This window comes from Sphingomonas bisphenolicum (genome assembly GCF_024349785.1).
GTDB lineage: Bacteria > Pseudomonadota > Alphaproteobacteria > Sphingomonadales > Sphingomonadaceae > Sphingobium > Sphingobium bisphenolicum.
On the sequence record NZ_AP018818.1, the window covers coordinates 184,778 to 207,300 of the forward strand.

The window sequence follows — 22,523 nt, forward strand, 5'->3', positions numbered from 1 at the left end:
CTCCCTGCCCTCCGAGCATTGCACCGATGGATAATAATGTATAGACATAATATCGGAGGCCAGCCGATGAATGCGAACGCAAGCCATTTCGTGCATTTCGCCACGGCCCTGCTGCCAGAGGGCTGGGCGGATGATGTGCGGATCGCCATCAGCGATGGGGTGATCGCCTCGATCACATGTGGCGCCAACGCCCAGGCCGGTGACGAGCGGCACGGTATCGCCCTCCCCGGCCTGCCCAACCTGCACAGCCACGCTTTTCAGCGCGGCATGGCCGGTCTCGCGGAGGTTCGCGGATCGACGAACGACAGTTTCTGGACCTGGCGCGAAACCATGTATCGCTTCGTCGATCGCGTGACGCCCGACCAGCTTCAGGCGATCGCCGCTCTCGCCTATGTCGAGATGCTGGAGGGCGGCTTTACCCGCGTCGGGGAGTTTCACTATCTCCATCATGACCGTGACGGTCGCCGCTTTGCCGATCCCGCGACCATGAGCGCCGCGATCGTCGCGGCGGCGCAGGACAGCGGCATTGCACTCACCCATCTGCCGGTCTTCTATGCCCATGCCGGCTTCGGCGGCCTGCCGCCCGGCGACGGACAGCGCCGCTTCCTGCATGACATGGGCGGTTTTGCGGCGTTGCTCGACCGGCTGCGCACCGGCCTTTCCCTTTTACCGGATGCGATATTGGGCGTGGCTCCCCACAGCCTGCGCGCGGTGACGCCGCCACAACTGAGCGCGCTGGCCGCGCTGAGCGACGGGCCGATCCATATCCATGTCGCCGAGCAGGTGAAGGAGGTGGAGGATTGCGTCGCCTGGAGCGGCGCTCGCCCGGTCGAATGGCTGTTGGCCAATATGGCGGTCGACAGCCGCTGGTGCTTCGTCCATGCGACCCATATGACCGACACGGAAACGCAAGCGCTGGCGACAAGCGGCGCCGTGGCGGGCCTCTGCCCGATTACCGAGGCCAATCTGGGCGACGGCCTGTTCCCGGCCGCCGGATTCCTGGCGGCCGGCGGCGGTTATGGCATCGGGTCGGATTCCAACATATTGATCGACGCGACCGAAGAACTGCGTCTCCTGGAATATGGTCAGCGGTTGGGCGCGCGCGGTCGTAATGTCATGGCGTCGGCGGGCGGATCGACCGGCGGCGCGCTCTTTCGCGGCGCGTTGCAGGGCGGGGCGCGTGCGCTTGGCGCGCCGGCCGCCCTGGCGAAGGGGGCATCGGCGGATTTTCTTACGATCGACGGCGATCATCCTTCTCTGGCCGGGCGGCAGGGGGATGCGATCCTCGACGGGTTGATCTTCGCCGCAGGTCGGTCGGCGATTGACGGCGTCTGGCGGCGCGGTCGCCGCGTCGTCGAGCAAGGCCGGCATATCCATCGCGACCGCATTGCCGCGCGCTATCGGCGCGTGCTCGCAGATCTGCTCGCATGAAGCCGGCGACGCTGCACGATCGCATCCGCCAGGATATAGAAAATCGGATCATGGCGGGCGTGTGGGAGCCGGGGCACCGCATTCCGCCGGAGCATGAATTGATGGCCGAATATGCCTGTTCGCGGATGACCGTGAACAAGGCCATATCCGCCTTGACCGAACGCGGCCTGATCGACCGGCGCAAGCGCGCGGGCAGCTTTGTCGCTGCGCCGACGATGCATCGCGCGATGCTGGAGATTCCGGATGTGGCGGTGGAGGTCGAACGACGGGGGCGCAGGCATAGTATAGAAATATTGGAGCGGACCGAACGGGAGGGCGATAGCGATGATCGTCGCCTGCTGGCGATGACGGCGGGGCCGGTACTCGCCTTGCGTGGCATCCATCGCGCCGATGGAACGCCCTTCGCGCTGGAAGAGCGACTCATCAACCTTGTCATCGTCCCTGCCGCCGCGGATATAGACTTTACGCGCGAAAGCCCCGGCCGCTGGCTGCTCGGCCATGTTCCCTGGACGGACGCGCAGCATCGCATCACGGCGACGGCCGCGACCGCCGCCCAGGCGGCGCATCTGGACCTGCATCCAGGCGCGCCATGCCTGTCGATCGAACGCGCCACATGGCGCACCCAAGAACGCATCACGCATGTCAGACTGCTTTATCCGGGCGATCATGCATTGAGCGCGCGCTTCATCGCCTGATCGCCGCCGCGCCGGCCCTTCAAAGCATGGGAAACCGGCCGTATTCCGCCGGAAAGGGAACCTGCCATCTGGGGCGCGGGTTATCGCGCCAAAGGAGAAGGCGATGGATGAGACTGGGAACAAAGAGGAAAGCGTCACCCATGTGACGACGACCGACGCGCGAAGTGGCTCGCGGACGCGGGTTACCCGTAATATCCTTGCGGTCAGCCTGCTGCTGATCGTCATCCTTCTGGCGGTGGCAGTCGGGTTCGGCTTTTTCGAAACGGGTCGGTCCGGTGCCGACAATGTGAATGTCGACAACGGCGCGCAGCAAAGCGGTCATCCATCCAATGGCGGTTGATGCCGGGCGGCTTGTCGTTCGGAGGGGACGCAGAGATCGTCGACACAGGGGGCAATTCGATTGATCTTACTTCCTTGTCCACTCAGCCGACCGCCGACCGCCTTCCCGGGTTGCTGTTCGGCTTTTTCAAGCAAAATCAATGGCTAGGCAAAAATTGGCCGGTGGCCGCGTTAACCATTTTTTCACAAATATCGACAAGATTCGGGGATGCTCGACCTGGTCGGGAACAACTGCGCCGAAAAATCGACGCTTTCGCTGCTAAAGGAATGTCGCGATGACAGTCGATAAATTGGCCTTCAGATTTGACCGGAGGCAACATCCGCGCTTCGTCACCGCTTTCGAAGCCGAATTGCTCGAAGGCGATGAAGCGCGCATGGTGATCGTCGGCGATATCTCGGCGGGCGGATGCCTGCTGGAAGAAGGTCGCGGATTAAAGGTCGGTAGTCGCGTGCAGCTCCGCGCCAAGGGGCTGGACATGGCATCGCGTATCAGCTGGGTTCGCGACGACCTGTGCGGCGTGCGCTTCACCCAGATGGTGGACCCGCTACAGGTCATTCAGGATAATATGACGAGCGTTCCAAGCCTGACGGATATGATCGCGAAATTCTCGCGGGACCGCCTGGACGGGGCCGAATTACGGCGTTGAAATTCCGTCCGGGATGCCGAAGCGGACCGGCCGGAACCGATCCGCTTCATAGGACAGATCAGCTTTTCGCCTTGTCCAGATCATAGCTGCCCAGCCCCGGCTTGAATGTCTTTTCGTCGATAAACTGCCGGGTCGCTTCCTTGCGGCCTTCGCTGTCGAAAAAGCCGGCCGCTTCCTGCGCGCGCACCAGATAATCCTCCGCATTATGGTAGGTCATTTCGCGCACGCGGCGGATGGCCCATTTCGTGGCGCGAAGAGCTTCCGCATTCTTGCCCAGCAACACGGTCGCGATCTCCGTCACGCGCGCTTCAAGCGCGGCGGCCGGCACGGCTTCGTTCACAAGGCCCCATTCCGCCGCCTGCGTGCCGGTCAGGTTCTCGCCCATCATGGCGTGATACATCGATCGCCGGAACCCCGTCAGTTCGGTGATGATCTTGCTCGCGCCGCCGCCGGGCAGGATGCCCCAGTTGATTTCGGAAAGGCCAAACTGCGCATCTTCCGCCGCGACAGCCAGGTCGCAGGCAAAAAGCGGGCCATAGGCACCGCCGAAGCACCAGCCGTTGATCATCGCGATCGTCGGCTTCTGATACCAGCGCAGCCGTTCCCACCAGCCATAGGCCTCTCTTTGCGCCTTGCGCGTCGCGTGCAGGCCTTGCTGCTCATTTTCCCGGAAATATTCTTTCAGGTCCATGCCGGCGGACCATGACGTGCCTTCGCCCGTCAACACCAGCACGCCGACATCGTCCCGAAATTCCAGCTCTTCCAATATCCGCATCATCTGCCGGTTGAGCTTGGGGCTCATGCAGTTGCGCTTCTCCGGGCGATTGAACCACACAGTGGCGATGCGGTTTTCGACCTTGAAGCCGACAGTATCTTCTTCTGCGCGATCAGACATGGCATTCCTTCCCGGATTGACTAAAGCTTGCTATGATAGATAGCATAATTTAATTGCTATGTACAATAGCATAATGGAGCCTTGATGCACGATCCTCTTGCCCATCTGCCCGGCTACGCCCTGCGTCGGGCGGCGCATGTGATGATGGATGATCTTTCCACGCGTCTGCAGGCAATCGACCTGAAATTGTCCGAGGCGTCGGTTTTGCTGCTGATCGACGGGCGGGACGACATTACGTCGAGCGAGATCGGGCGCGTCCTCGACATTCAGCGCGCGAACATGGTGCCGCTGCTCAATCGTCTGGATGCGCAGAAGCTGATCCGGCGCAGGCCGCTGGATCGCAAGTCGATGGCGATCATGCTCACCGAGGAGGGGCAGGAACGGCTCGTGCGCGCCAAGGCCATCACCGAAGCGTTCGAGGCGGACCTGTTGGCGCGCATTCCCAGGCAGCATCGGGATCATTTCGTTCCGGCGCTCAATGCCCTTTGGATGACGGCGCCGTAGCCCGACTGCGGTGGGGCAACGGACAATGACCGGCGCCCCACGCGCCGCCCAAAGCCAAGCCCGGCGTCATCGCCTATCCGCCTGGTGACAAAAGAGACTCGTGCCAGCGCCGCTCATTTCTGCTTGCATACCGGATCGTCTCCACCCTTGCGCAGCGCCGGATTTTGAAATTGAAGCGACTTGTGCTAAAGCCACTTTGCTGAACGTCGCGTTTTGACGGATATCGGGCCGCTTCGGCTCTCCTTTGTCCCCATATTTGCCTCTAAAAGCCGGGATGCGCGAATTGTCGCGTATGCCCGTGGACTTGCGACAAGGAGACTTCGTTATGATCACCGGAACCGTCAAATTCTTCAATGCCGACAAGGGCTATGGCTTCATCGCTCCGGAAACCGGCGGCGACGATGCTTTCGTCCATATTTCCGCCGTCGAACGCGCCGGCCTGCGCACGCTCGATAAGGACCAGCGCGTGACCTACGAACTGGAAAAGGATCAGCGCGGCAAGATGTCGGCAGTCAATCTCCAGGCGGCCTGACAAGGCATTATCGGGGGGACTTGGCCGGGCGGCTCCATCGCCTGGCCCCTTCCCGCCTGCATTTGGAACAACAGGATATTTCTCTGCATGAAAAGATATAAGGAACCACAGTTTCAGGAGCGCATAGCTGCGGCGGCGCGCGCCCGAACGGCGGTTCTCGAGCAACTGCGTGACAAGCCTCCGGTCGATGAGGCCGCGGCGGCGGAACGCGCCGAACGGCGTCTCGCAAAGGAAGCGGCTGCGCGGGAAAAGCGTCAGAAAGCGCTTCTGGCGGCCAAGGAAGAAAAGGCCGCCAAGCGGGCGCTGGCCCTGGAAGCCGCGGCGGCAAGCGCCGCACGCCAGAAGCCGGTGCTGACGGAAGCCGAACGCAAGGCCGCGCGCGACGCGCGCTATCTGGCCCGGAAGAACCGGGCCTGATTTTGAAGAGGCATGGCGCATTTCCACCGTCAGGCGGCGATCCGGGGATTAACGTCCCGACGGCGCGCCCTGCGGGAGGATCATGCGCCTTTCGCCTGCAAACAGAACGCGGCACAGGCCGCCAGGATTTTACAATGAATATCACTCCCGAAACCCGCGGCCGCCCGGCCCTCCGCCTGCCTTATGGCCGGTCGGCCGGACGACCGGCCACGCCGGCAGCAGCAATATTGTCGAGCTGCGAATTGAAGCAGATCGTCGCGGCCGTGCTGGGCTGAACATCGCAGGCCGGGAGGACATATGTCCTGCCGGCCTCCCAATATTATAAGGAACACCCATGAGCCGAGAAAAAGTCCGCCCCTTTTTGATTACCAAGGATGAGGAAGGGAATTTTCGGCTCACTGTTCGCGAAACCCGCTATAATTCCCAGGGCTATCCGCTCGTAACATCTCAGTTGCAGGATGAAGTGTTCAAGTCGGCAGCGGCCGTGCGCAATTTCGCGCGCGACACGTTCAAGGCTCAACCCGGACAATATGCCACGCAATAACAGCGCATCAAGCCAATGAAGGGGCATGTTTTTGGCCATAACTGCTGAAGTTGCGACAGTTCCGGTGGAACTGATCGACACGGCCGATCTTCCCGATGGCGGGACATTGCGCCTGTTGCGGCGCGGCGACGATTATTCGATCCGCTTTCGCGACACGGAATTGATGGGCAATCAGGTTCGGCAATCCGAAGAGGCACTGGCCATTTTGACATGCCAGCGGCTGGCGCATTCCGACAGCCGCATCCTCATCGGCGGGCTGGGCATGGGCTTTACGCTGGGGGCAGCGCTCAAAGCGCTCCCGGCGACTGCCGCCATCACGGTGTCCGAACTCCTCCCGGCGATCGTGGAATGGGCGAAAGGGCCGCTGGCCCACCTGTTCCACGACTATCTGAACGATGACCGCGTGTCGCTGAAGATGGGCGACGTCCATGATGCCATCGTGCAGGAGACGGTCGGATATGACGCGATCCTGCTGGATGTCGACAATGGACCCGATGGGTTGATCCACATCGCCAACGAACGGCTCTATTGCAACTGGGGGTTGCGTGCGGCCTATGCGGCGTTGCGACCCAGGGGCATTCTGGCCATATGGTCGGCCTATCCCGACGACGATTTCGTCATAAGGCTGGAGCAGGCCCGTTTCGATGTCGAAGAGGTTGATGTGGCGGTGGTGATCGACGGCGAGCCCGCTACCCACACCATCTGGTTTGCGACCCGACGGGAATGATGCCACGACCGGGATGGTCGTTTATTCGTCTGGTCCATATCAGTCCCCATGATGGCGCGGCACAGCGCCACAGCAGCTTCTCGTCCCCTCCCCCTGTTTGTCCATTACATGGGCCGTCACTTCTGATCCTCGCATGACATCAATTCCACCGTCAGCCGGGAAGACGCCTGTCATCTCGCCCCGGACGCGACCACAATCAGCTGGAGATTGACTTTTTCACGATCACCTTTGGCGAGACGTCGGACGAATATTCGCAAGAATTGCAGCTCAACCTCAATATCGACGGAAACAAGCTGGTCATCGGTGCCTGAGCGCATCGAGGGTGGCGATGTGACGGGGCGTCTCCTGCTTAAGGCAGCAGGACGGCCTTGATGCAGCCGCCCTCATGTTGAGCAACGACAGCGGCATTGATTTCGGCCAGCGGGAAGGTCGCGATCAGGCGGTCGAACGGGAAGCGACCCGCGCGATGCAGCGCCAGCAGTTCCGGGATGAAGCTGTCCAGGTCGCTGTCGCCCTCGACGATGCCGATGATCCTGTGGCCATAGGTAATGACCGACGCCAGGTTGATGGCGATGCTGCTTTCGGGCCGGGGCGGAACACCGACCAGTCCCAGCATGGCGTGGCTGGCGAGACTGGCGAGCGCCGCTTCGACCACCGTCTCGCGCCCGCTCGTTTCCAGCGCGAAGTCCACGCCATCGGGCAGGATGGCGCGGATCGCCGCGGATATGTCTTCAGATGCCGGGCCGCTGGCCGGGTCGATGACATGGGTCGCGCCCAGCTCCAGCGCCATGGCGCGGCGGCTCGCGATCGGCTCGACCAGAATGATGGTCGCGCACGCGCGAATGACGGCCGCCATCACCGCCGCCAGTCCGACCGGACCGCCGCCGAAGATCGCGATGCTGCTTCCCGGCGGGCAGGCCATGGATCGCATGACGGCGCCCGCGCCCGTCTGCAGGCCGCAGGCGAGCGGACCGAGGGTTTCGAGCGCAATCCCCTGTGCATCGACGCGCACGACATTGCGCTCATGGGCCAGGGCGTGGCTGGCGAAGGAAGATTGGCCAAAGAAGCTGGCGGACAGGCGTTGCTCGCCAAGGCTGAGGCCGGAACTGCCGTCAGGACGCGCGCCGGTGTAGTTGAGCATGGGGAAGTCGCGACAATAGGACGGCAGATGCTCGTCGCAGCGGGCGCAATGGCCGCAACTGCTGAAGCCGATGACGACGGCGTCGCCGACCTGCACCTTCGTTACGGCAGAACCGATCGCCTCGACGATGCCCGCGCCCTCGTGGCCAAGCACGGCGGGCAGCGGGATCGGAATGAACTGGTCGCGCGCGACGAGGTCGGTGTGGCACAAGCCGACCCCGGCGATCCGTACCCGCACCTCATTGGGCCGGGGCGTCTCGATCTGCACCGTCTCGACCGAGAAATCCCCGTGCGCTTCGCGCGCGATCGCCGCCATGATGTCCACTGGCCCTGTCCTTTCCGTGCGCGATCAGGCGGCCGTATAGCCGCCGTCGGCGATAAATTCCGATCCGGTGATGAAACCCGCCGCGTCGCTGGCGAGAAATGCGATCAACGGCGCGATGTCCTCGGCCGTGCCCAGCCGGCCCATCGGAATCAGCCGTGACCAGGCGGCCAGCGCCTGCTCCGGCGGGATGAGGTTGCCGTCCGCATCGCGCGGCGGCTCCCAGTCGGCGCTGAGGTTGGTCGCGACCGGCCCCGGCAACACGGTATTGACGCGAATGCCGGTCGCCGCCAGCTCGGTTGCGACCGCCTTGGACAGCGCGCGCACCGCGCCCTTGGTCGCGCTATAGGCCGCATATTCCGCGCCGCCGACCTTGCCATAAATGGACGAAACATTGATGATCGCGGTCGTACTCGCGCCTTGCGTCAGGGCCGCGCGCATCAGCGGCAACACACCCTGCATGCCCAGATAGACGCTGTCGACATTGACCCGCTGCTGTTTGCGAAGCAGGTCGATTCCCGCTTCGGCAAAGGGCCGGGCGATCATGATGCCGGCATTGTTGACCAATATGTCGATCCGGCCATGTTTCGCCTCCACTGCCGCGAACACAGCCGCCCAGTCGGCCTCGCTCGACACGTCATGATGCAGCGTCACCACGTCGTCCCCCAGCATCGACGCCGTCTGCGCCAGGCTGGCGTCGTCGATATCGGTCAGGACGAGGGTGGCGCCCAGCGCATGGAGCAGCTGGGCGGTGCCCCGGCCTATGCCGGATGCGGCGCCGGTGACGAGGGCGATCTTGCCGTCCAGGGCAAATAGGGGCTGGCTCACTCACTCTACTCCGATATTCGATCCGGGGAATTGCTGCGCGTCGGGCATTGTCGGCAACCATGGCACGCGACTGTCGCAATAGACTTCCATGACAGGGACATGCCGGTCGAAATCGTCCAGCGTGCCGGCCTTGATGAGCACCAGTCCCGGCAAGGCATCGGCGATCGAGGCGATCGGCGATCCGCATGTGGGGCAGAAATGCCGCGCGACGGCCTGACCGCTGTCGCCGGTGTCGGCGAAGACCTTCGTCTCGCCCTGTTGCGTGAAAGAATCGGCCGGCACCGCGACGACGACCGAAAAGGCGCTGGCGCCCTGCCGCTGGCAATGACGACAATGGCAGACCGCGGTCAGCAGTGGCGCGCCGGTGAAGCTGTAGCGAACCTGGCCGCACAGGCAGCGGCCATGGGACAGCGGCCCGCTCATAGCGCCACCACCACCGACTTGGGTTCCAGATAGGCGTCCAGCACTTCCATTCCATTCTCCCGGCCAAGGCCCGATTGCTTGAACCCGCCAAAGGGAAAGGCAGGGTCGGCGACCATGATGCAGTTGATGAAGACCGTCCCCGCCTCGATCCGCGCGGCGGCGCTATGGGCGGTCGCCAGGTCGCGGGTCCAGACATGCGCGGCGAGGCCATAGGCGCTGTCATTGGCCAGCGCGATCGCCTCATCCAGATCGTCGAACGGCGTTGCGGCCAGCACCGGGCCGAATATTTCCTCGCGGGCGGCCTCGGCATCGGGGGATACGTCGCGCAGGACGGTCGGCGCAAAATAATGCCCTTGCTCGGGAAGAGCGATGTCGCCCCCTACCCGTTCGATTCCGGCGCGGTGGGCGCGGTCGACGAAGCCGCTGACCTTGTCATGCTGCCGGGCGCTGATGAGCGGGCCAAGCTGGCTCGCGCGATCGCCGCTCGGCCCGATCCTCTGCGCCGCGCCGACCTGCGCGATCCCTTCGAGCGCCTGATCGTAAACGGAGCGATGAACGTAGAGCCGCGTGCCCGCATAGCAGACCTGTCCCGTGTTGAAGAAACAGCCCATCGCCGCCTGGGGGATGGCGAGCGACAGGTCGGCGTCGGCGCAGATGATCGAGGGCGACTTGCCGCCCAGCTCCAGCGTGACCCGCTTGATGGCGGGGACCGATGCGGCCAGGATCGCCTGCCCGGTGGCGGTGGAGCCGGTGAAGGCGACCTTCGCGACATCCGGGTGGCCGGCCAGCGCCGCGCCGGTGCGGCCGTCGCCCGTGGCGACCGAGAATACCCCGGGCGGAAATCCCACTTCGCGGGCGATCTCGGCCAGACGCAGCGCCGACAGCGGCGTTTCCGGCGCCGGTTTCAGGACCAGCGTGCATCCCGCCGCCAAAGCCGGCGCGATTTTCCACATGGCGAGCACGATCGGAAAATTCCATGGCGTGATCGCCGCTACGACGCCGATCGGTTCGCGTCGCGTATAGACATGATAGCCACCCGGTGTCGCGGCGAGCGTCCCGGCCCTGCCCGCAAGCTTGCTCGGCCATCCGGCATAGGTGCGCAGCCATGCCACGGCGGCGGGAATATCGACGGCTTCGGCAATCGCGACCGGCTTGCCCGTATCGAGCGATTCCAGAGCGGCAAGGCGCTGGATGTCGGCCTCGATCGCGTCGGCGAAGCGGTGTAGCAACCGCTCGCGCGCCAACGGAACCAGATCGCGCCAGGCCGGGTCGCGCAGCGCCGCCTTCGCCGCCGCGACGATTGCATCGACATCAGCGTCGCTGGCGACCGGAATATCGGCAAAGGCCTGACCGGTGCAGGGATCTTCATCCGCCGCCAGCCTCGTTACCGGCAGTATGTCGTCCCCGGCCCGCAGCTGCAGGTCGGGCAGGTTCAGCCCGGCAAAGCCCGCCTGCATCGTCCCCGCTTGCATCGTCATTGCATCATCTCCCGTCCGCGCTTGCGGAAGTCGCTAGGGGTTTCGCCGGCATATTGACGAAAGGCGCGCGTAAAATGGCTCTGGTTGGTGAAGCCGAGAAATTCGGCGATCGTCGCCAGCCCCATGTCCGACTGGGTCAGCATCTGCCGCGCCCGGTCGAGCCGGGTCTTCATCACATATTGATGGGCGACATGCCCGCCGCTTTGCGAAACACGCGGCAGAAATGCGACGGGGTAATGCCGGCCTGCGCCGCCATTTCCTCCAGGCTGTGACTGGCCTGGGGCCGTTGCTGGACCGCGTTCATGACGTGATGCAGGCGATAGGCGGAGAAGGCGGCGGTCGGGATATCATCGCCGCTCGCCGAAATCGGTCCGCGCAGCATGTGCGCCTTCAACGCATTGACCATGGCGCCGACATAGATGTCGCGCGCGGGCGATGGCGGGGCGTAAAGTTCCGCCAGCACTTGCCGCGTCAGCGCTACGCCCAGCGGGTCGGTGAAGGCGAAGCGCAGCCGCCGGAACTGGTCTGCGGCGGGTGCGGCCTTGAGGATATGGGACGAGACGCTGAGCGTCACGACATCCAGTTCGCCATCGACCAGCCAACCGGTTTCCTGCCCCGAAGGAACGATCGTGGCACAGCCGGGCATGGAACTGAGTTCGCTCCACCCGTCGCGATCCCAGGTCTTCACCTGCGGCTTACCGGCGATATGGACGGTGAAGACCGGATCGGGCAGCGCCGGCAGGGTATAGGTGCCCACGAACTGGCGCCAACGACATAATTGCCAGCCATCATCGTCCGAGCCAAGCTGGATGTCCGGCATCCGTCCGAGCGCATCGATGATGATGCTCTCGTTCGTGCCCACCTTGTTGCGGGGAGGCATCCACGCGGTCATGCGGATACCAGCCGGGTATCGAGATTCTTGAGGCCATTGATGAAATTGGAGCGGAAACGGCGCGGTGGGCCGGTCACCTCGAAGCGGCGGACTCGTCCCGCCAGCAGTCCGAACGCCACCCGCAACTGCATTTCAGCCAGGCGCGATCCGACGCAGACATGCTGGCCGCTGCCGAACGCCAGATGCTGGATATTACCCCGGCCGATGTCGAAGCGGTCGGGATCGGCGAACACCGCCTCGTCGCGATTGGCGGCGATATACCACATCACGACCTTCTGCCCCCGGCGGATCGCCTGCCCGCCAATCTCCACATCGGCCATGGCCGTGCGCCGCATGTGCATGACGGGACTGGCATAGCGGACCATCTCGCGCACGCCGTTCTTCAACAGCTCACGGTCCTCGCGGATGCGATCCCACTGGTCGGGATTGTCGGAAAAGGCGACGATCGAGTGACTGAGCGAATTGCGCGTCGTTTCATTGGCCCCGACCAGCGTCAGGATGAGATTGCCCAGAAATTCGTTGAAGGTCACCGGCACGCCATTGACCTGCATCGTGGCCAGCAGGGTGGCGATGTCGGTCCCCGGCGTCGCGCGCCGATCGGTGAAGAGCTGCTGGGCAAAGGCCATGAACTCGCCCATCACCGCCGCCATGGCCTCCGGCGACTGGCGGAACTCGGGATCATCCTCGCCGACGAAAGCATTGGTCCAGTGATAGAGCTTGATCCACATGTCCGGCGGCAGGTCGAGCAACTCGGTCAGCGTCAGCAGCGGCAGCGGCGCCGACAGCAACGGGACGAGATCGACCGGCTCATCCAGTGGGATCTTGTCCAGTAGCGCCGCGCATCGCGCCGTGATCCGTTCCTCTATGCCCGCCAGCCGCCCCGGCGCGACGGCGGGCATGATGAATTTGCGATATTGGGTGTGCACCGGCGGATCGAGCGAGATGAACGGCACACCGATCGCAGTCTCTCCCGCGCCGGTCAGGCCGACCTCATTCTCGTTGAAGATCCGGTGCCCGCCATTGTCATGGGCCGACGAAAAGAGATCGGGCCGCTTCGACACCTCGACGATATCGGCATAGCGGGTCAGCGCCCAGAAACCGCTGCTGTCCGCCTCCGGGTTCCAATAGACCGGCTGGTCCCGCCGGAGCCGGGCGAACACCTCGTGCGGCGCCCGGTCGAGATAGAGGTCGGGGTTCTTGAGATCGGGACCAGTGGTGGCGGTCATGGCGCTGCGCTCCCTCTTAGAAGCTCACCCGCGCGGTCACGCCATAGGTACGCGGCGTGGACGGAACGAGGAAATTATAGGGGAAGCCGGCGCCGCGCAGGTCCAGCCCATAAGCATAGACCTTTCGATTGAAGGCGTTGTTGATCCAGCCGCGGAGCTGGAGATTGTCATGCACCCAGATCAGGCTGGCGTTGACCTTGGCATAGCCGGCCTGTTGCAGTTCGGAATTGATCTGGCCGGTGCCTGGCGCATTCTCGCTGTTGAAGGGCGAGAAATATTGGCGGCTGAAATAATTGATCGTCGGCGAGAAGGTGACGGTATCGCTGCCGGCATCGATGATCTTCCAGTCGATGCCCGCCTGCGCCGTCCAGTGTGGCGCGAACGGCAGGTCGTTGCCCGCGAGATTGACGCCCTGCAGCGCCAGTTCCTTGTACCTGGCATGGAGATAGCCGGCCGACGCGTTGAGCGTCAGCGCGGATATGATCCGCAGGCTCGCTTCGACCTCGCCGCCATATACTTCCGCTTTGGGCGCATTGACCAGAATGTTGACCGGCCCGGCGCGCAGGTCCTGCACCTGCTGGTTCGTATAGTCATAATAGAAGCCCGCGGCCGAGAAGGTCATGCGATTGTTCAGCGCGCGCCCTTTCAGGCCCAGTTCATAGGCGTTGACCCGTTCGGGATCGACATAGTTGATCCCCGACGAGGAGGTATAGCTGCCGCCGTTGAAGGCGCCCGAACGATAGCCGCGATTATAGCTGGCATAGGCAAGCAGGCCATTGTCGAACGTGTAGCTGAGCGCCACGCGGCCGGTCAGCGCATTGTTGCGCCCCTTGAGGTTGAAGATCGCGGCAGGATCATAGGCGCAACTGCCCGGCGCGCCGGCGCAGGGAACCGTCGTCGCGATCGGCGTTTGCGGATCGGTGACGCTGCGCGCGAACAGATAGGCATAGCCGTCGTCATAGCGACCACGATCGGCGGTATAGCGCGCGCCCAGCGTCAGGATCAGCTTGTCGGTCAGATTATAGTCGCCCTGAAGGAAGGCGGCATAGGAACGGCGGGTCTGGCGGTAATGCTGGAAGAAGCCGCCATCGACGCCCGGCGCCAGAACGCTGCCGATATAGAAGCTGTTGTCGGTGACGATCCGGTCCCAGCCGTAGAACACGCCGCCGACCAGCTTGAGCTTGTCCGATTCATAGTTGAGCCGGGCTTCCTCGCTGAACTGGCGGAACGTCGACCGCCAGTTGATGTTGAGCACGTCTATCGGGGCGCCATCCGAGGATTGCTGGAGGTTCTGCTTGCCGCCATCATAGGAAGTGATCGAGGTCAACGTCACGGCGTCGCTCAGTTCCAGGCTGATATTCGCCGCGACGCCCCAGGCGTCGGTCTGGTTTTCACCGACACGGCTTTCATTCACTTCGAAGAAGCCAAGGCCCGTGCGGAATGGCTCGAGCCCGTGGATACCCGCTTCGGTGCCGCGATTCTGGCCGGCATAGGCGCGGATCTTGATGTCCAGCGGGCCGTTGCCGGGCCGGATGCGCAGCGATGCCCGCCCCTGCCAGGTGTCCACGCCGCCGGGATCGCGCCCGCCCGGCGCCACATTGCGGAACTGGCCGTCGCCCTTTTCATAATTGCCCGCGATGCGGATGCCCAGTTCGTCCTCGACCATCGTGGTTTCGACCGCACCCTGCACCTTGAAGGTGTCGAAATTGCCGTAGCCGGCCTCCAGATAGCCTTCCGTCCCTTTGAGCTTCGGCCCCTTGGTGATGAAGTTGATCGCGCCGCCGGTGGTATTGCGACCGAACAGCGTCCCCTGTGGCCCGCGCAGCACTTCGACGCGGTCGAGATCGAACAGGCCCATGCCGTGACTGGTGCGCGCGGCGATATAGACGTCATCGATGTAAACGCCGACTGGCGACGCCTGATTGGCGTTGAATTCATTGGCCACGCTGATGCCGCGCAGCGAGAAATTGGGCTGGGTGCTGCCATAGGGGCTGCTGACCTGCAAATTGGGCACCGCGGTCGCCAGCGCCGCGGAATTACTGATCCCCTTGGTGGCCAGCGTTTCGTCGCTCAGTGCGGAGATGGCGAGCGGGACCGACAGCAATGATTGCGACCGGCGCTGCGCGGTGACGACGATGTCGGGAATTCCGCCGCCATCGGCCCGCGATGCGGCCGTCGCCGCACCCGACGCGTTCGCCTCCTGCGCCAGAGCCGGGGCCGCAGCGCCGCACATCAACGCGCCGACGAACATGTGCCTCGCAAATCCGAATTCCATAACCTCTCCCTTATCTGTCGGCCCTTTTTGCCGCCGAAGTTGTGCATTCGGTCTAGGGGATTGGAGGTCGGAAGGCTTTACACGGACCTGCTCTCGTTTTTTACATTTCTTGCGCAACGGCGCGCGTAACAATGCGCAAGCCGACGGATCATGGGGTGGCCGCGCCGCAATATCGCTCAGTCGAGCCGGCGCTTGCGGAAGCTTGAGGGCGTTTCCCCGGCAAAATTGCGAAAAGCGCGGTTGAAATGGCTCTGACTGGTAAAGCCGAGCATGTCAGCAATCTGGCTCATCGGCGTCTCCGACTGGCTCAGCATCTGCTGCGCCCGCTCCAGCCGGGCCTTGAGCACATATTGATGCGGGCTCATGCCCGTCGCGCGTTTGAAGACGCGACAGAAATGGGACGGCGTGATGCCCGCCTGCGCCGCCATGTCCTCCAGGCTATGCTCCGCCTCGGGACGTTCGGCCACCGCATTCATCACATGATGGATGCGATAGGAGGAAAAGGCCGAGGTCGGAAACCCACTGCTCGCGGTGGTGGCCGGACCGCGCAGCATATGCGCCTTGAGCGCGTCGATCATCGCCGACACATATATGTCGCGCGCGCCCGATGCGGGGCGATAGAGTTCGGCCAGTATCTGCCGCGCCAGGGCAGCCCCCAACGGATCGGAAAAGGCGAAGCGCATCCGGGAAAACTGGTCGAACACCGACGCAGCCCGCAAATCCCCGGAATCGATGCTGAGCGTCACGACGTCCAGTTCGCCATCGACCAGCCAGCGCGTCGCCATGGTCGCGGGCACGATCGTCGCGGCGCCGGGATAGGAAGCGGTCTCGCTCCACCCGTCCCGCTCCCAGGTTCGTACATTGGTCTTGCCCGCCAACTGGACGACGAACATCGGATCGGGCAGCGCCGGCAGGGTATAGCTGCCCACAAACTGGCGCCAGCGGCTGAACCGCCAAGCGCCGTCGCTGGACGCAAGCTTGACCTCCGGTTCCCGCTTCAGCGTATCGGCGATGATCGCCTCGGCGTGCCACTTCTGCTGGTGCACGATCCCTGTTCCTCTCACCATGCGATCGATATCTGCCGATGGAGGCGGCCGGTCGCCATCAAAGGATGGAGAGCATGACGGCCGCGCACAAGAGGCGAAGGGAGGAAACCGCGAAAATCGGCGCATCGGCACGAGAGGCGCGCGCCATGCAGACCGCCCCTGCCACGCGCGGCCGACGCGTCGCTCTTCCCGTCACGCTATCGCCCGGTCCAGCGGGGCGCGCGCTTTTCGGCGAAGGCCAGCGGTCCCTCGACATGGTCCTGCGACGCCAGCATCCGCCGCATGGCGGGATAATCCCACTGCGCGACGATCGCCTTGTCCACCGGCTCGGTCAGACCCTTGCGCACCGCCTCCTTGGTCGCCTGCACCGACAGCGGGCTGCAGGCCAGTATCTCGGCCGCCCAACGCCGGGCCACGTCCATGACGTCGCCTTCCGCGACCTCGTTGACGAAACCCAGCGCCGCGCCTTCTCGCGCACTTACCCGGCGGCCCGTTAAAACCATGCCCATCGCATGGTGCAGCCCGATCGCGCGCGGCAGGCGATGCAGCCCGCCCGCCAGCGCCGCAATCCCCACCCGCGTTTCGGGCAGCGCGAACATGGCATGGGTGGATGCGACGACAATGTCGCAGGCCAGCGCGATTTCGAACCCGCCGCCCATCGCCACGCCGTTGACCGCCGCGATCACCGGCTTGTTCAGGTCGAACCGGGCGGTCAGGCCGGCAAAGCCGCTCGGCGGCGTTGCCATGCCGCCGCCCGACGCCTGCTGCTTCAGGTCGTGCCCGGCGCAAAAGGCCTTTTCCCCGGCGCCGGTGATGATGGCCACCCATTGGTCGTCATCGGCGGCGAAATCGTCGAATGCCGCGGCCAATTCTTCATGGGCTGCCGTATTGAGCGCATTGTGTGATGCTGGGCGGTTGATCGTGATGATCGTCAGCGGGCCTTCCCGCTCCACGCGGATATAGTCCATCCGGGTCATTTCGCCGCCATCCGGATCGCGCCGTCCAGCCGGATCACCTCCCCGTTGAGCATCGGGTTGCCGATGATATGCTCGACGAGCGCGGCAAATTCTTCCGGCTGCCCCAGGCGATTGGGAAAGGGCACCTGGCGTCCCAGCGAATCCAGCGCTTCTTGCGGCAACGTCGCGAGTTGCGGGGTCCAGAATATACCCGGCGCGATCGTCATCACGCGAATGCCGTGGCGGGCGAATTCGCGCGCGATCGGCAATGTCATGCCGACGATGCCGCCTTTCGATGCGGCATAGGCCGCCTGACCGATCTGGCCATCATAGGCCGCGACGCTGGCGGTGTTGACGATCACGCCGCGTTCCTCCCCCAACGCATCGGCATCATGGATGCGCGCGGCGAATTTGGACAGGACGTTGAAACTGCCCGCCAGGTTGACCGTCAATATCTTACTGAAATGGGCGAGCGACATCGCATTGCCGTTGCGATCGATGATCTTTTCCGGCGCGCCGATACCCGCGCAATTCACAAGGATACGGGCCTTGCCATGCCAGGATTCGGCCTGGTCCAGCGCTGCTTCGACAGCAGGCTCGTCGGCAACATCCAGGGCAATGCTCCGCCCGCCGATCGCCTTGGCATGGGCTTGGCCCAAGTCGGCGTTGAGATCGAAGATGGTGACCCTGGCACCGGCGCGTGCGAGCATTGCGGCGGTGGCGCCGCCCAGCCCGGAAGCACCGCCGGTCACGATCGCTGCCAGACCGTCAATCAGCATGGGACATCTCTCTTCCGGCCTTATGGAGCGGGGATGCTGCATATGTAATGACGCATCTAGCGGTGGGGGCGACGGTCGCGCCTGGCTGTGCCGGATATCGCAAAATCTCTCCTCCTTCGGACCTTGATGGTCGCTGGCTTGTCTGGCGGTTTAGTCGAAGCGCGCTCGTCAGGCTTTACACAGAGATGTTCTGCTTTTTGACATTTCTTGCGCATCGCTTGCCTCCCGCGGCACGATACGGCTTTTCAGGTTCGACAGACGCACGGAAGGCGACAGCTCGACGGCGCCATAGCGAGGCAGCGGACTCCCGAAGGGCGGTCGCGCCCGACAGGAGAGGCCGACATCCATGCACCCCATGCACCATGCCCTTGCATATCCCGACAAGCCTGCCTGCATCATGGCCGAAACGGGCAAGGTGCTGAGCTATCGGGCGCTCGACGCGGCATCGAACCGCTGCGCGCATATGTTGCGGCGACTCGGCTTGCAGCGGGGCGATGTGATCGCGGTAATGCTGAACAATGAAATGGCGGTGTTTCCCATTGCCTGGGCCGCACAGCGCGCAGGTCTCTATCTCACCAGCATCTCGACCAAGCTCAGCGCCGACGATCTCGACTATATCATCACGGATTCCGACGCCCGTCTGCTGATCGTTTCCGATTCTCTCGCGCCGCTCGCGCAGCAGGCGCTTGCGGCCAGGCCTGCGCTTGCGGCCTACAGCGTCCATGGCGAGGCGGGCGGCCTTCCCGGCTGGATCGCGGCCTGCGCCGCTTGCCCCGCCACGGCGATCACCGACGAAAGCGCAGGCACGGAGATGCTCTATTCTTCCGGCACCACCGGCCGTCCCAAAGGCGTGAAACCGACCCTGCCCGACGGGCCGCTGGACGCGGAAATTCCGCTCGTCGCCATGGGGCGCACCCTTTACGCCATGGATGAGGACATGATCTATCTGTCCACTTCCCCCCTTTATCATGCGGCGCCCCTGCGCTGGGCGATGACGGTGCAGCGCTTCGGCGGCACCGTGGTCCTGATGGACCGCTTCGATGCGGAGGCTGCGCTTGCCCATATCCAGGACTATCGCATCACCCATGCGACCTGGGTACCCACCCACCTGATCCGCTTGCTTAAACTGCCGGAGGCGGTACGGGGGCGCTATGACAGCGGCTCGCTGGTGGCGGTCATCCATGCCGCAGCCCCCTGCCCGGTGCCGGTGAAACAGGCGATGATCGATTGGTGGGGACCGATCGTGCATGAATATTATTCCGGCACGGAAACCTGCGGTATCACTGCCTTGTCGTCCGCCGAATGGCTGGAACGCCCGGGATCGGTCGGGCGAGCGATATTGGGGACGGTCAAGATCCTCGATGCCGCGGGCCGGGAACTGCCCCCCGGCGAAACGGGCGACGTCTATTTCGCCGACGGCCCGCGCTTCGAATATCATAATGACCCGGACAAGACCGCCAAGGCCTATAATAGCCGGGGTTGGGCAACGCTGGGGGACATCGGCCATGTCGATGCGGACGGCTATCTCTATCTGACCGACCGCAGGAATTTCATGATCATATCGGGTGGTGTTAACATCTATCCGCAGGAAATCGAAAATTCCCTGATCACCCACCCCAAGGTCGCGGACGTGGCGGTCATCGGCGAACCGAACGAGGATCTGGGCGAGATGGTGATCGCGGTCGTCCAGCCCGCGCCGGGCGTGACCGGCGATAACAGCCTGTCCAGCGAGTTGACGACCTATGTCCGCAAGGCGCTGGGTGGCGTGAAGACACCGCGGCGATTCGATTTCCGCGATCAGCTTCCTCGCGAACCCACGGGCAAATTGCTCAAGGCCAAACTGGTTGCCGAATATCGGCGACAGGCCAGGACGGCGTCACCATAGCCGCCGCGCCCGCACCAAATGCAGGAGGAAAACGGGGACGCCGAGGAAGGCGGTGAGGACACCGAGCTTAAGTTCATTATAGGTCGGGATCAGGCGCACCGCGATGTCCGCCAGCGTCAGCAGCGCCGCCCCCGCCAGCAATGAGGGCAGCAGGATCGACGAGGGGCTACGATCGGTCAGCGGCCGCACCAGATGAGGCACGATCAGCCCGACAAAGCCGATCGAGCCGGCGACCGCCACTGCGCCGCCGACACCGATGCCGACGCCCAGCAACAGGCGCAACCGGGTGCGCTGCAGGTTGACGCCGAGCGCCTGCGCACCCTCCTCCCCCAGTGTCAGGGCATCAAGTGCGCGGGAGTCGAGCAGGAGCAGCACCGCGCCGCAGGCGATGCAGGGCAGCGCGATCCAGACGTGCTCGACCGATCGGTTCTCGATCGATCCGAGCAGCCAGGCGGTGATCTCCATGGCGGCGAAGGGATTTTCAGACAGGTTGAGGGCGAGGCTGATGCCCGCGCTCGCCAGCGCAGAGATAGCGATTCCGGCGAGAATGAGGCTGAGCGGGCTTTCGGCGCGCCCCGCCAAGGCGAACAGCAGCAGCAGGGCGAGCACGCCGGACCCGATCGCCAGCAATGGCAGAAGCAGGATATGCAGTTCGGACAGCCCGAAATAGAGGGCGCCGACGGCCCCCAGCGCCGCGGCGTTGGATGCGCCCAGCACCGACGGTTCGGCCAGCGGGTTGCGCAAATAACCCTGCAACGCCGCGCCTGCGAGGCCGAGCATCCCGCCCACGGCCAGGCTGAGCAAGACGCGTGGCAGCCTCAGGGTGAACAGGATCGCGGTCGCGATCCGGTCGCCATGGCCGGTCGCTGCCGCCAGCAGCCGCGCCGGATCGATGGCCGCCGATCCCACGCCCAGCGAGGCGATTCCGGCCAGGATCGTCAAGACCAGGAGAATGAGCAGTAGCACGCGCCGCCGCGCGTCGAACGGGTGGAAGTTGGACAATGGCACCTCGCAGTGGATCGGTGGTCCCCGTCACGCTTGTGTCCCGGGGTCGTGTAAGTCATGGGGCGGCTATGATACTGGGACTAAGGAAATCGTCGTCCGCCGCACTGGCGGCGATTTTGTTCGCGCTGGCGGCGGGCAGTCTTCTGGCTGGTTCGGCGCCCGCATCGCGAACCGGGGACACCGCCGCACCGCAGCGGATCGTGTCGCTGAACCTGTGTGCAGACCAATATCTGATCGCGCTGGCCGATCGCGCGCAGATTGCGGGTCTGACCCGGAACGCTAACAATGCGGCCATGTCCGCAGCCGCGGCGCAAACGCGCGGCCTGCCCATCCTGACAGGTTCCGCGGAAGAAGTTCTGGCCATCGATCCCGATCTGGTGATCGGCGCGCCGGCCAGGCGCGGCGGGATGATGGCGGCGCTGTCGGGCGCACATTATCATACCCTCGATCTGAAGCCCGCCGGCAGCTACGCCGGCATCGTCACGCAAATCCGCGCCGTCGCAAAGGCGGTCGGCCATGTCGATCGCGGCGAGGCGCTGATCGCGCGGATGGACCGGGATCTCGCCGCCATCGCCCGTCCCCGCCGGTCCGGCGTCGCGGCCTATTATCAGCGGCGCGGTTTCCTGACCGGGACGGGCACGCTGATCGACGATCTGATGACCCGCGCCGGGCTGGTCAATCTGGCCGGCAAGCTCGGCAAGCCGGTCCTGTCGCAACTCACGCTCGAAGAGCTGATGGTCGCCCAGCCCGACTATCTGCTGATCGAAAGCGGCTCCGAACATGTGGTCGATCAGGGTACGGAGATGCTGCGCCACCCGCTGTTGAAGGACATCAAGCGGCTGCGCCTGCCCCAGGCCTGGACCGTCTGTGGCGGGCCGGCTTATGTCGATGCCGTTCGCAGCCTGGTGAACCAGATCGACCATCGGCTTTAAAATTCGATGCCGGGCTGCGCCTTGACGCCCTGTTCGCGAAACGGATGTTTCACCAGCGTCATCTCCGTCACCAGATCGGCGGCTTCGACCAGCGCTTCGGGCGCGTTGCGGCCGGTGACGATGACATGCTTCATCTCCGGCCTGGCCTTGAGAACCGCCAGCACCTCGTCGAGGGGGAGATAATCGTAGCGCAGGACGATATTGAGTTCGTCGGCCAGCACCAGATGATAGGCCGGGTCGGCTATCATGCGCTTGACCTGATCCCAGGCTTTGCCTGCCGAAGCAATGTCTTGCGCCCGGTTCTGCGTATCCCAGGTGAAGCCGTCGCCCATGGCCATGAATTCGACCTGATCGGGAAAACGATCGAACACGGCCTTCTCGCCCGTCTCCATCGCCCCCTTCACGAACTGGACCACGCCGACCTTCTTGCCATGGCCGATGGCGCGCACCACCATGCCCAGCGCCGCGGTCGTCTTGCCCTTCCCCTTGCCGGTGTGAACGATCAGCAGGCCCTTTTCGACCGTCTTGCCCGCTACAATCCGGTCGTGCGCGGCCTGCTTCTTCTTCATCTTCTGCGCATGTTGTTCGTCTGTCCGTTCGGCCAT

At 64.0% G+C, this 22,523-nt stretch carries 26 protein-coding genes; 12 read left to right on the plus strand and 14 right to left on the minus strand.

All coding sequences use genetic code 11. From position 1 onward, the window contains the following. Nucleotides 1–66 precede the first annotated feature (66 nt). The 4 genes from SBA_RS19330 to SBA_RS19345 all read left to right on the plus strand — a co-directional run bounded on the left by SBA_RS19330 (nucleotide 67) and on the right by SBA_RS19345 (nucleotide 3,112). Nucleotides 67–1,431, plus strand: coding sequence for a formimidoylglutamate deiminase (locus SBA_RS19330; RefSeq protein ID WP_261937273.1), 1,365 nt, complete (start codon nucleotides 67–69; stop codon nucleotides 1,429–1,431). Continuing rightward, the gene (hutC, locus tag SBA_RS19335) at nucleotides 1,428–2,126 is read left to right on the plus strand and encodes a histidine utilization repressor (protein WP_261937274.1); all 699 of its coding nucleotides are present in this window, start codon (nucleotides 1,428–1,430) and stop codon (nucleotides 2,124–2,126) included. Before SBA_RS19330 ends, hutC begins: the two co-directional genes overlap by 4 nt. Nucleotides 2,127–2,229: 103 nt before the next feature. Beyond that, nucleotides 2,230–2,466 carry a hypothetical protein gene (locus SBA_RS19340; RefSeq protein ID WP_261937275.1) on the plus strand — a complete coding sequence of 79 codons (237 nt, stop codon included), beginning with the start codon at nucleotides 2,230–2,232 and terminating at the stop codon, nucleotides 2,464–2,466. A 274-nt stretch (nucleotides 2,467–2,740) separates the two neighbouring features. Then, nucleotides 2,741–3,112: a PilZ domain-containing protein gene (locus tag SBA_RS19345; RefSeq protein ID WP_224546812.1), complete on the plus strand. Its 372-nt coding sequence runs from the start codon at nucleotides 2,741–2,743 to the stop codon at nucleotides 3,110–3,112. A 58-nt stretch (nucleotides 3,113–3,170) separates the two neighbouring features. Here SBA_RS19345 and SBA_RS19350 read toward each other — a convergent pair whose 3' ends face one another. Then, nucleotides 3,171–4,007: a p-hydroxycinnamoyl CoA hydratase/lyase gene (locus SBA_RS19350; protein WP_224546814.1), complete on the minus strand. Its 837-nt coding sequence runs from the start codon at nucleotides 4,005–4,007 to the stop codon at nucleotides 3,171–3,173. 84 nt (nucleotides 4,008–4,091) lie between these two features. Here SBA_RS19350 and SBA_RS19355 point away from each other — a divergent pair, with 84 nt between their 5' ends. The 6 genes from SBA_RS19355 (at nucleotide 4,092) to SBA_RS19380 (ending at nucleotide 6,731) form a co-directional block, all read left to right on the plus strand. Beyond that, nucleotides 4,092–4,511 carry a MarR family winged helix-turn-helix transcriptional regulator gene (locus tag SBA_RS19355; protein ID WP_261937276.1) on the plus strand — a complete coding sequence of 140 codons (420 nt, stop codon included), beginning with the start codon at nucleotides 4,092–4,094 and terminating at the stop codon, nucleotides 4,509–4,511. A gap of 325 nt (nucleotides 4,512–4,836) precedes the next feature. Further along, nucleotides 4,837–5,043 carry a cold-shock protein gene (locus tag SBA_RS19360; RefSeq protein ID WP_129927484.1) on the plus strand — a complete coding sequence of 69 codons (207 nt, stop codon included), beginning with the start codon at nucleotides 4,837–4,839 and terminating at the stop codon, nucleotides 5,041–5,043. Nucleotides 5,044–5,130: 87 nt separating this feature from the next. After that, nucleotides 5,131–5,460 carry a DUF6481 family protein gene (locus SBA_RS19365; RefSeq protein ID WP_261937277.1) on the plus strand — a complete coding sequence of 110 codons (330 nt, stop codon included), beginning with the start codon at nucleotides 5,131–5,133 and terminating at the stop codon, nucleotides 5,458–5,460. A gap of 134 nt (nucleotides 5,461–5,594) precedes the next feature. After that, on the plus strand, nucleotides 5,595–5,735 hold the full coding sequence (locus SBA_RS19370; RefSeq protein ID WP_224546820.1) for a hypothetical protein: 141 nt from the start codon (nucleotides 5,595–5,597) through the stop codon (nucleotides 5,733–5,735). Nucleotides 5,736–5,794: 59 nt separating this feature from the next. After that, a complete protein-coding gene (locus tag SBA_RS19375; protein WP_261937278.1) occupies nucleotides 5,795–6,004 on the plus strand; it encodes a hypothetical protein in 210 nt (69 codons plus the stop codon). A 31-nt stretch (nucleotides 6,005–6,035) separates the two neighbouring features. Continuing rightward, nucleotides 6,036–6,731, plus strand: a complete 696-nt coding sequence (locus SBA_RS19380) for a spermidine synthase family protein (protein ID WP_261937279.1) — start codon at nucleotides 6,036–6,038, stop codon at nucleotides 6,729–6,731. A 349-nt stretch (nucleotides 6,732–7,080) separates the two neighbouring features. Here the strand turns inward: SBA_RS19380 and SBA_RS19385 are convergent, their stop codons facing one another. The 11 genes from SBA_RS19385 to SBA_RS19435 all read right to left on the minus strand — a co-directional run bounded on the left by SBA_RS19385 (nucleotide 7,081) and on the right by SBA_RS19435 (nucleotide 18,096). Further along, on the minus strand, nucleotides 7,081–8,187 hold the full coding sequence (locus SBA_RS19385) for an NAD(P)-dependent alcohol dehydrogenase (RefSeq protein ID WP_315975830.1): 1,107 nt from the start codon (nucleotides 8,185–8,187) through the stop codon (nucleotides 7,081–7,083). A gap of 33 nt (nucleotides 8,188–8,220) precedes the next feature. After that, entirely contained in the window at nucleotides 8,221–9,021 is an 801-nt protein-coding gene (locus tag SBA_RS19390) for an SDR family NAD(P)-dependent oxidoreductase (RefSeq protein ID WP_261937281.1), read from the minus strand. Beyond that, nucleotides 9,022–9,444, minus strand: a complete 423-nt coding sequence (locus SBA_RS19395) for a GFA family protein (RefSeq protein ID WP_224546827.1) — start codon at nucleotides 9,442–9,444, stop codon at nucleotides 9,022–9,024. It abuts the gene before it with no gap. After that, nucleotides 9,441–10,922, minus strand: coding sequence for an aldehyde dehydrogenase family protein (locus SBA_RS19400; protein ID WP_224546829.1), 1,482 nt, complete (start codon nucleotides 10,920–10,922; stop codon nucleotides 9,441–9,443). The genes SBA_RS19395 and SBA_RS19400 overlap by 4 nt, the downstream gene beginning before the upstream one ends. Beyond that, nucleotides 10,919–11,095, minus strand: a complete 177-nt coding sequence (locus SBA_RS19405) for a helix-turn-helix domain-containing protein (protein WP_261937282.1) — start codon at nucleotides 11,093–11,095, stop codon at nucleotides 10,919–10,921. The genes SBA_RS19400 and SBA_RS19405 overlap by 4 nt, the downstream gene beginning before the upstream one ends. Next, entirely contained in the window at nucleotides 11,095–11,802 is a 708-nt protein-coding gene (locus SBA_RS19410) for an AraC family transcriptional regulator (protein ID WP_261937283.1), read from the minus strand. Before SBA_RS19410 ends, SBA_RS19405 begins: the two co-directional genes overlap by 1 nt. Before the next feature lie 8 nt (nucleotides 11,803–11,810). Continuing rightward, nucleotides 11,811–13,040 (minus strand): cytochrome P450, encoded by a 1,230-nt coding sequence (locus SBA_RS19415; protein WP_261937284.1) that lies wholly within the window; start codon nucleotides 13,038–13,040, stop codon nucleotides 11,811–11,813. A 16-nt stretch (nucleotides 13,041–13,056) separates the two neighbouring features. Next, nucleotides 13,057–15,315: a TonB-dependent receptor gene (locus SBA_RS19420; protein ID WP_261937285.1), complete on the minus strand. Its 2,259-nt coding sequence runs from the start codon at nucleotides 15,313–15,315 to the stop codon at nucleotides 13,057–13,059. A 176-nt stretch (nucleotides 15,316–15,491) separates the two neighbouring features. Continuing rightward, nucleotides 15,492–16,361, minus strand: a complete 870-nt coding sequence (locus tag SBA_RS19425) for a helix-turn-helix transcriptional regulator (protein ID WP_224546834.1) — start codon at nucleotides 16,359–16,361, stop codon at nucleotides 15,492–15,494. Between the two features lie 197 nt (nucleotides 16,362–16,558). Next, nucleotides 16,559–17,338, minus strand: a complete 780-nt coding sequence (locus tag SBA_RS19430) for an enoyl-CoA hydratase-related protein (protein WP_224546835.1) — start codon at nucleotides 17,336–17,338, stop codon at nucleotides 16,559–16,561. Next, the gene (locus tag SBA_RS19435; protein WP_261937286.1) at nucleotides 17,335–18,096 is read right to left on the minus strand and encodes an SDR family NAD(P)-dependent oxidoreductase; all 762 of its coding nucleotides are present in this window, start codon (nucleotides 18,094–18,096) and stop codon (nucleotides 17,335–17,337) included. Before SBA_RS19435 ends, SBA_RS19430 begins: the two co-directional genes overlap by 4 nt. Nucleotides 18,097–18,442: 346 nt before the next feature. On the opposite strand from SBA_RS19435, the gene SBA_RS19440 reads away from it, so the two are divergent. Next, the gene (locus SBA_RS19440; protein WP_261937287.1) at nucleotides 18,443–19,981 is read left to right on the plus strand and encodes an acyl-CoA synthetase; all 1,539 of its coding nucleotides are present in this window, start codon (nucleotides 18,443–18,445) and stop codon (nucleotides 19,979–19,981) included. Here the strand turns inward: SBA_RS19440 and SBA_RS19445 are convergent. Next, the gene (locus tag SBA_RS19445; protein WP_390902494.1) at nucleotides 19,973–20,923 is read right to left on the minus strand and encodes a FecCD family ABC transporter permease; all 951 of its coding nucleotides are present in this window, start codon (nucleotides 20,921–20,923) and stop codon (nucleotides 19,973–19,975) included. The genes SBA_RS19440 and SBA_RS19445 overlap by 9 nt on opposite strands. A gap of 131 nt (nucleotides 20,924–21,054) precedes the next feature. Between SBA_RS19445 and SBA_RS19450 the strand changes: the two genes are divergently transcribed. After that, complete coding sequence (locus SBA_RS19450; protein WP_261937289.1) at nucleotides 21,055–21,918, plus strand: ABC transporter substrate-binding protein; 864 nt, start codon at nucleotides 21,055–21,057, stop codon at nucleotides 21,916–21,918. Here SBA_RS19450 and cobO read toward each other — a convergent pair. Continuing rightward, a complete protein-coding gene (gene cobO, locus SBA_RS19455; protein WP_261937290.1) occupies nucleotides 21,915–22,523 on the minus strand; it encodes a cob(I)yrinic acid a,c-diamide adenosyltransferase in 609 nt (202 codons plus the stop codon). The genes SBA_RS19450 and cobO overlap by 4 nt on opposite strands.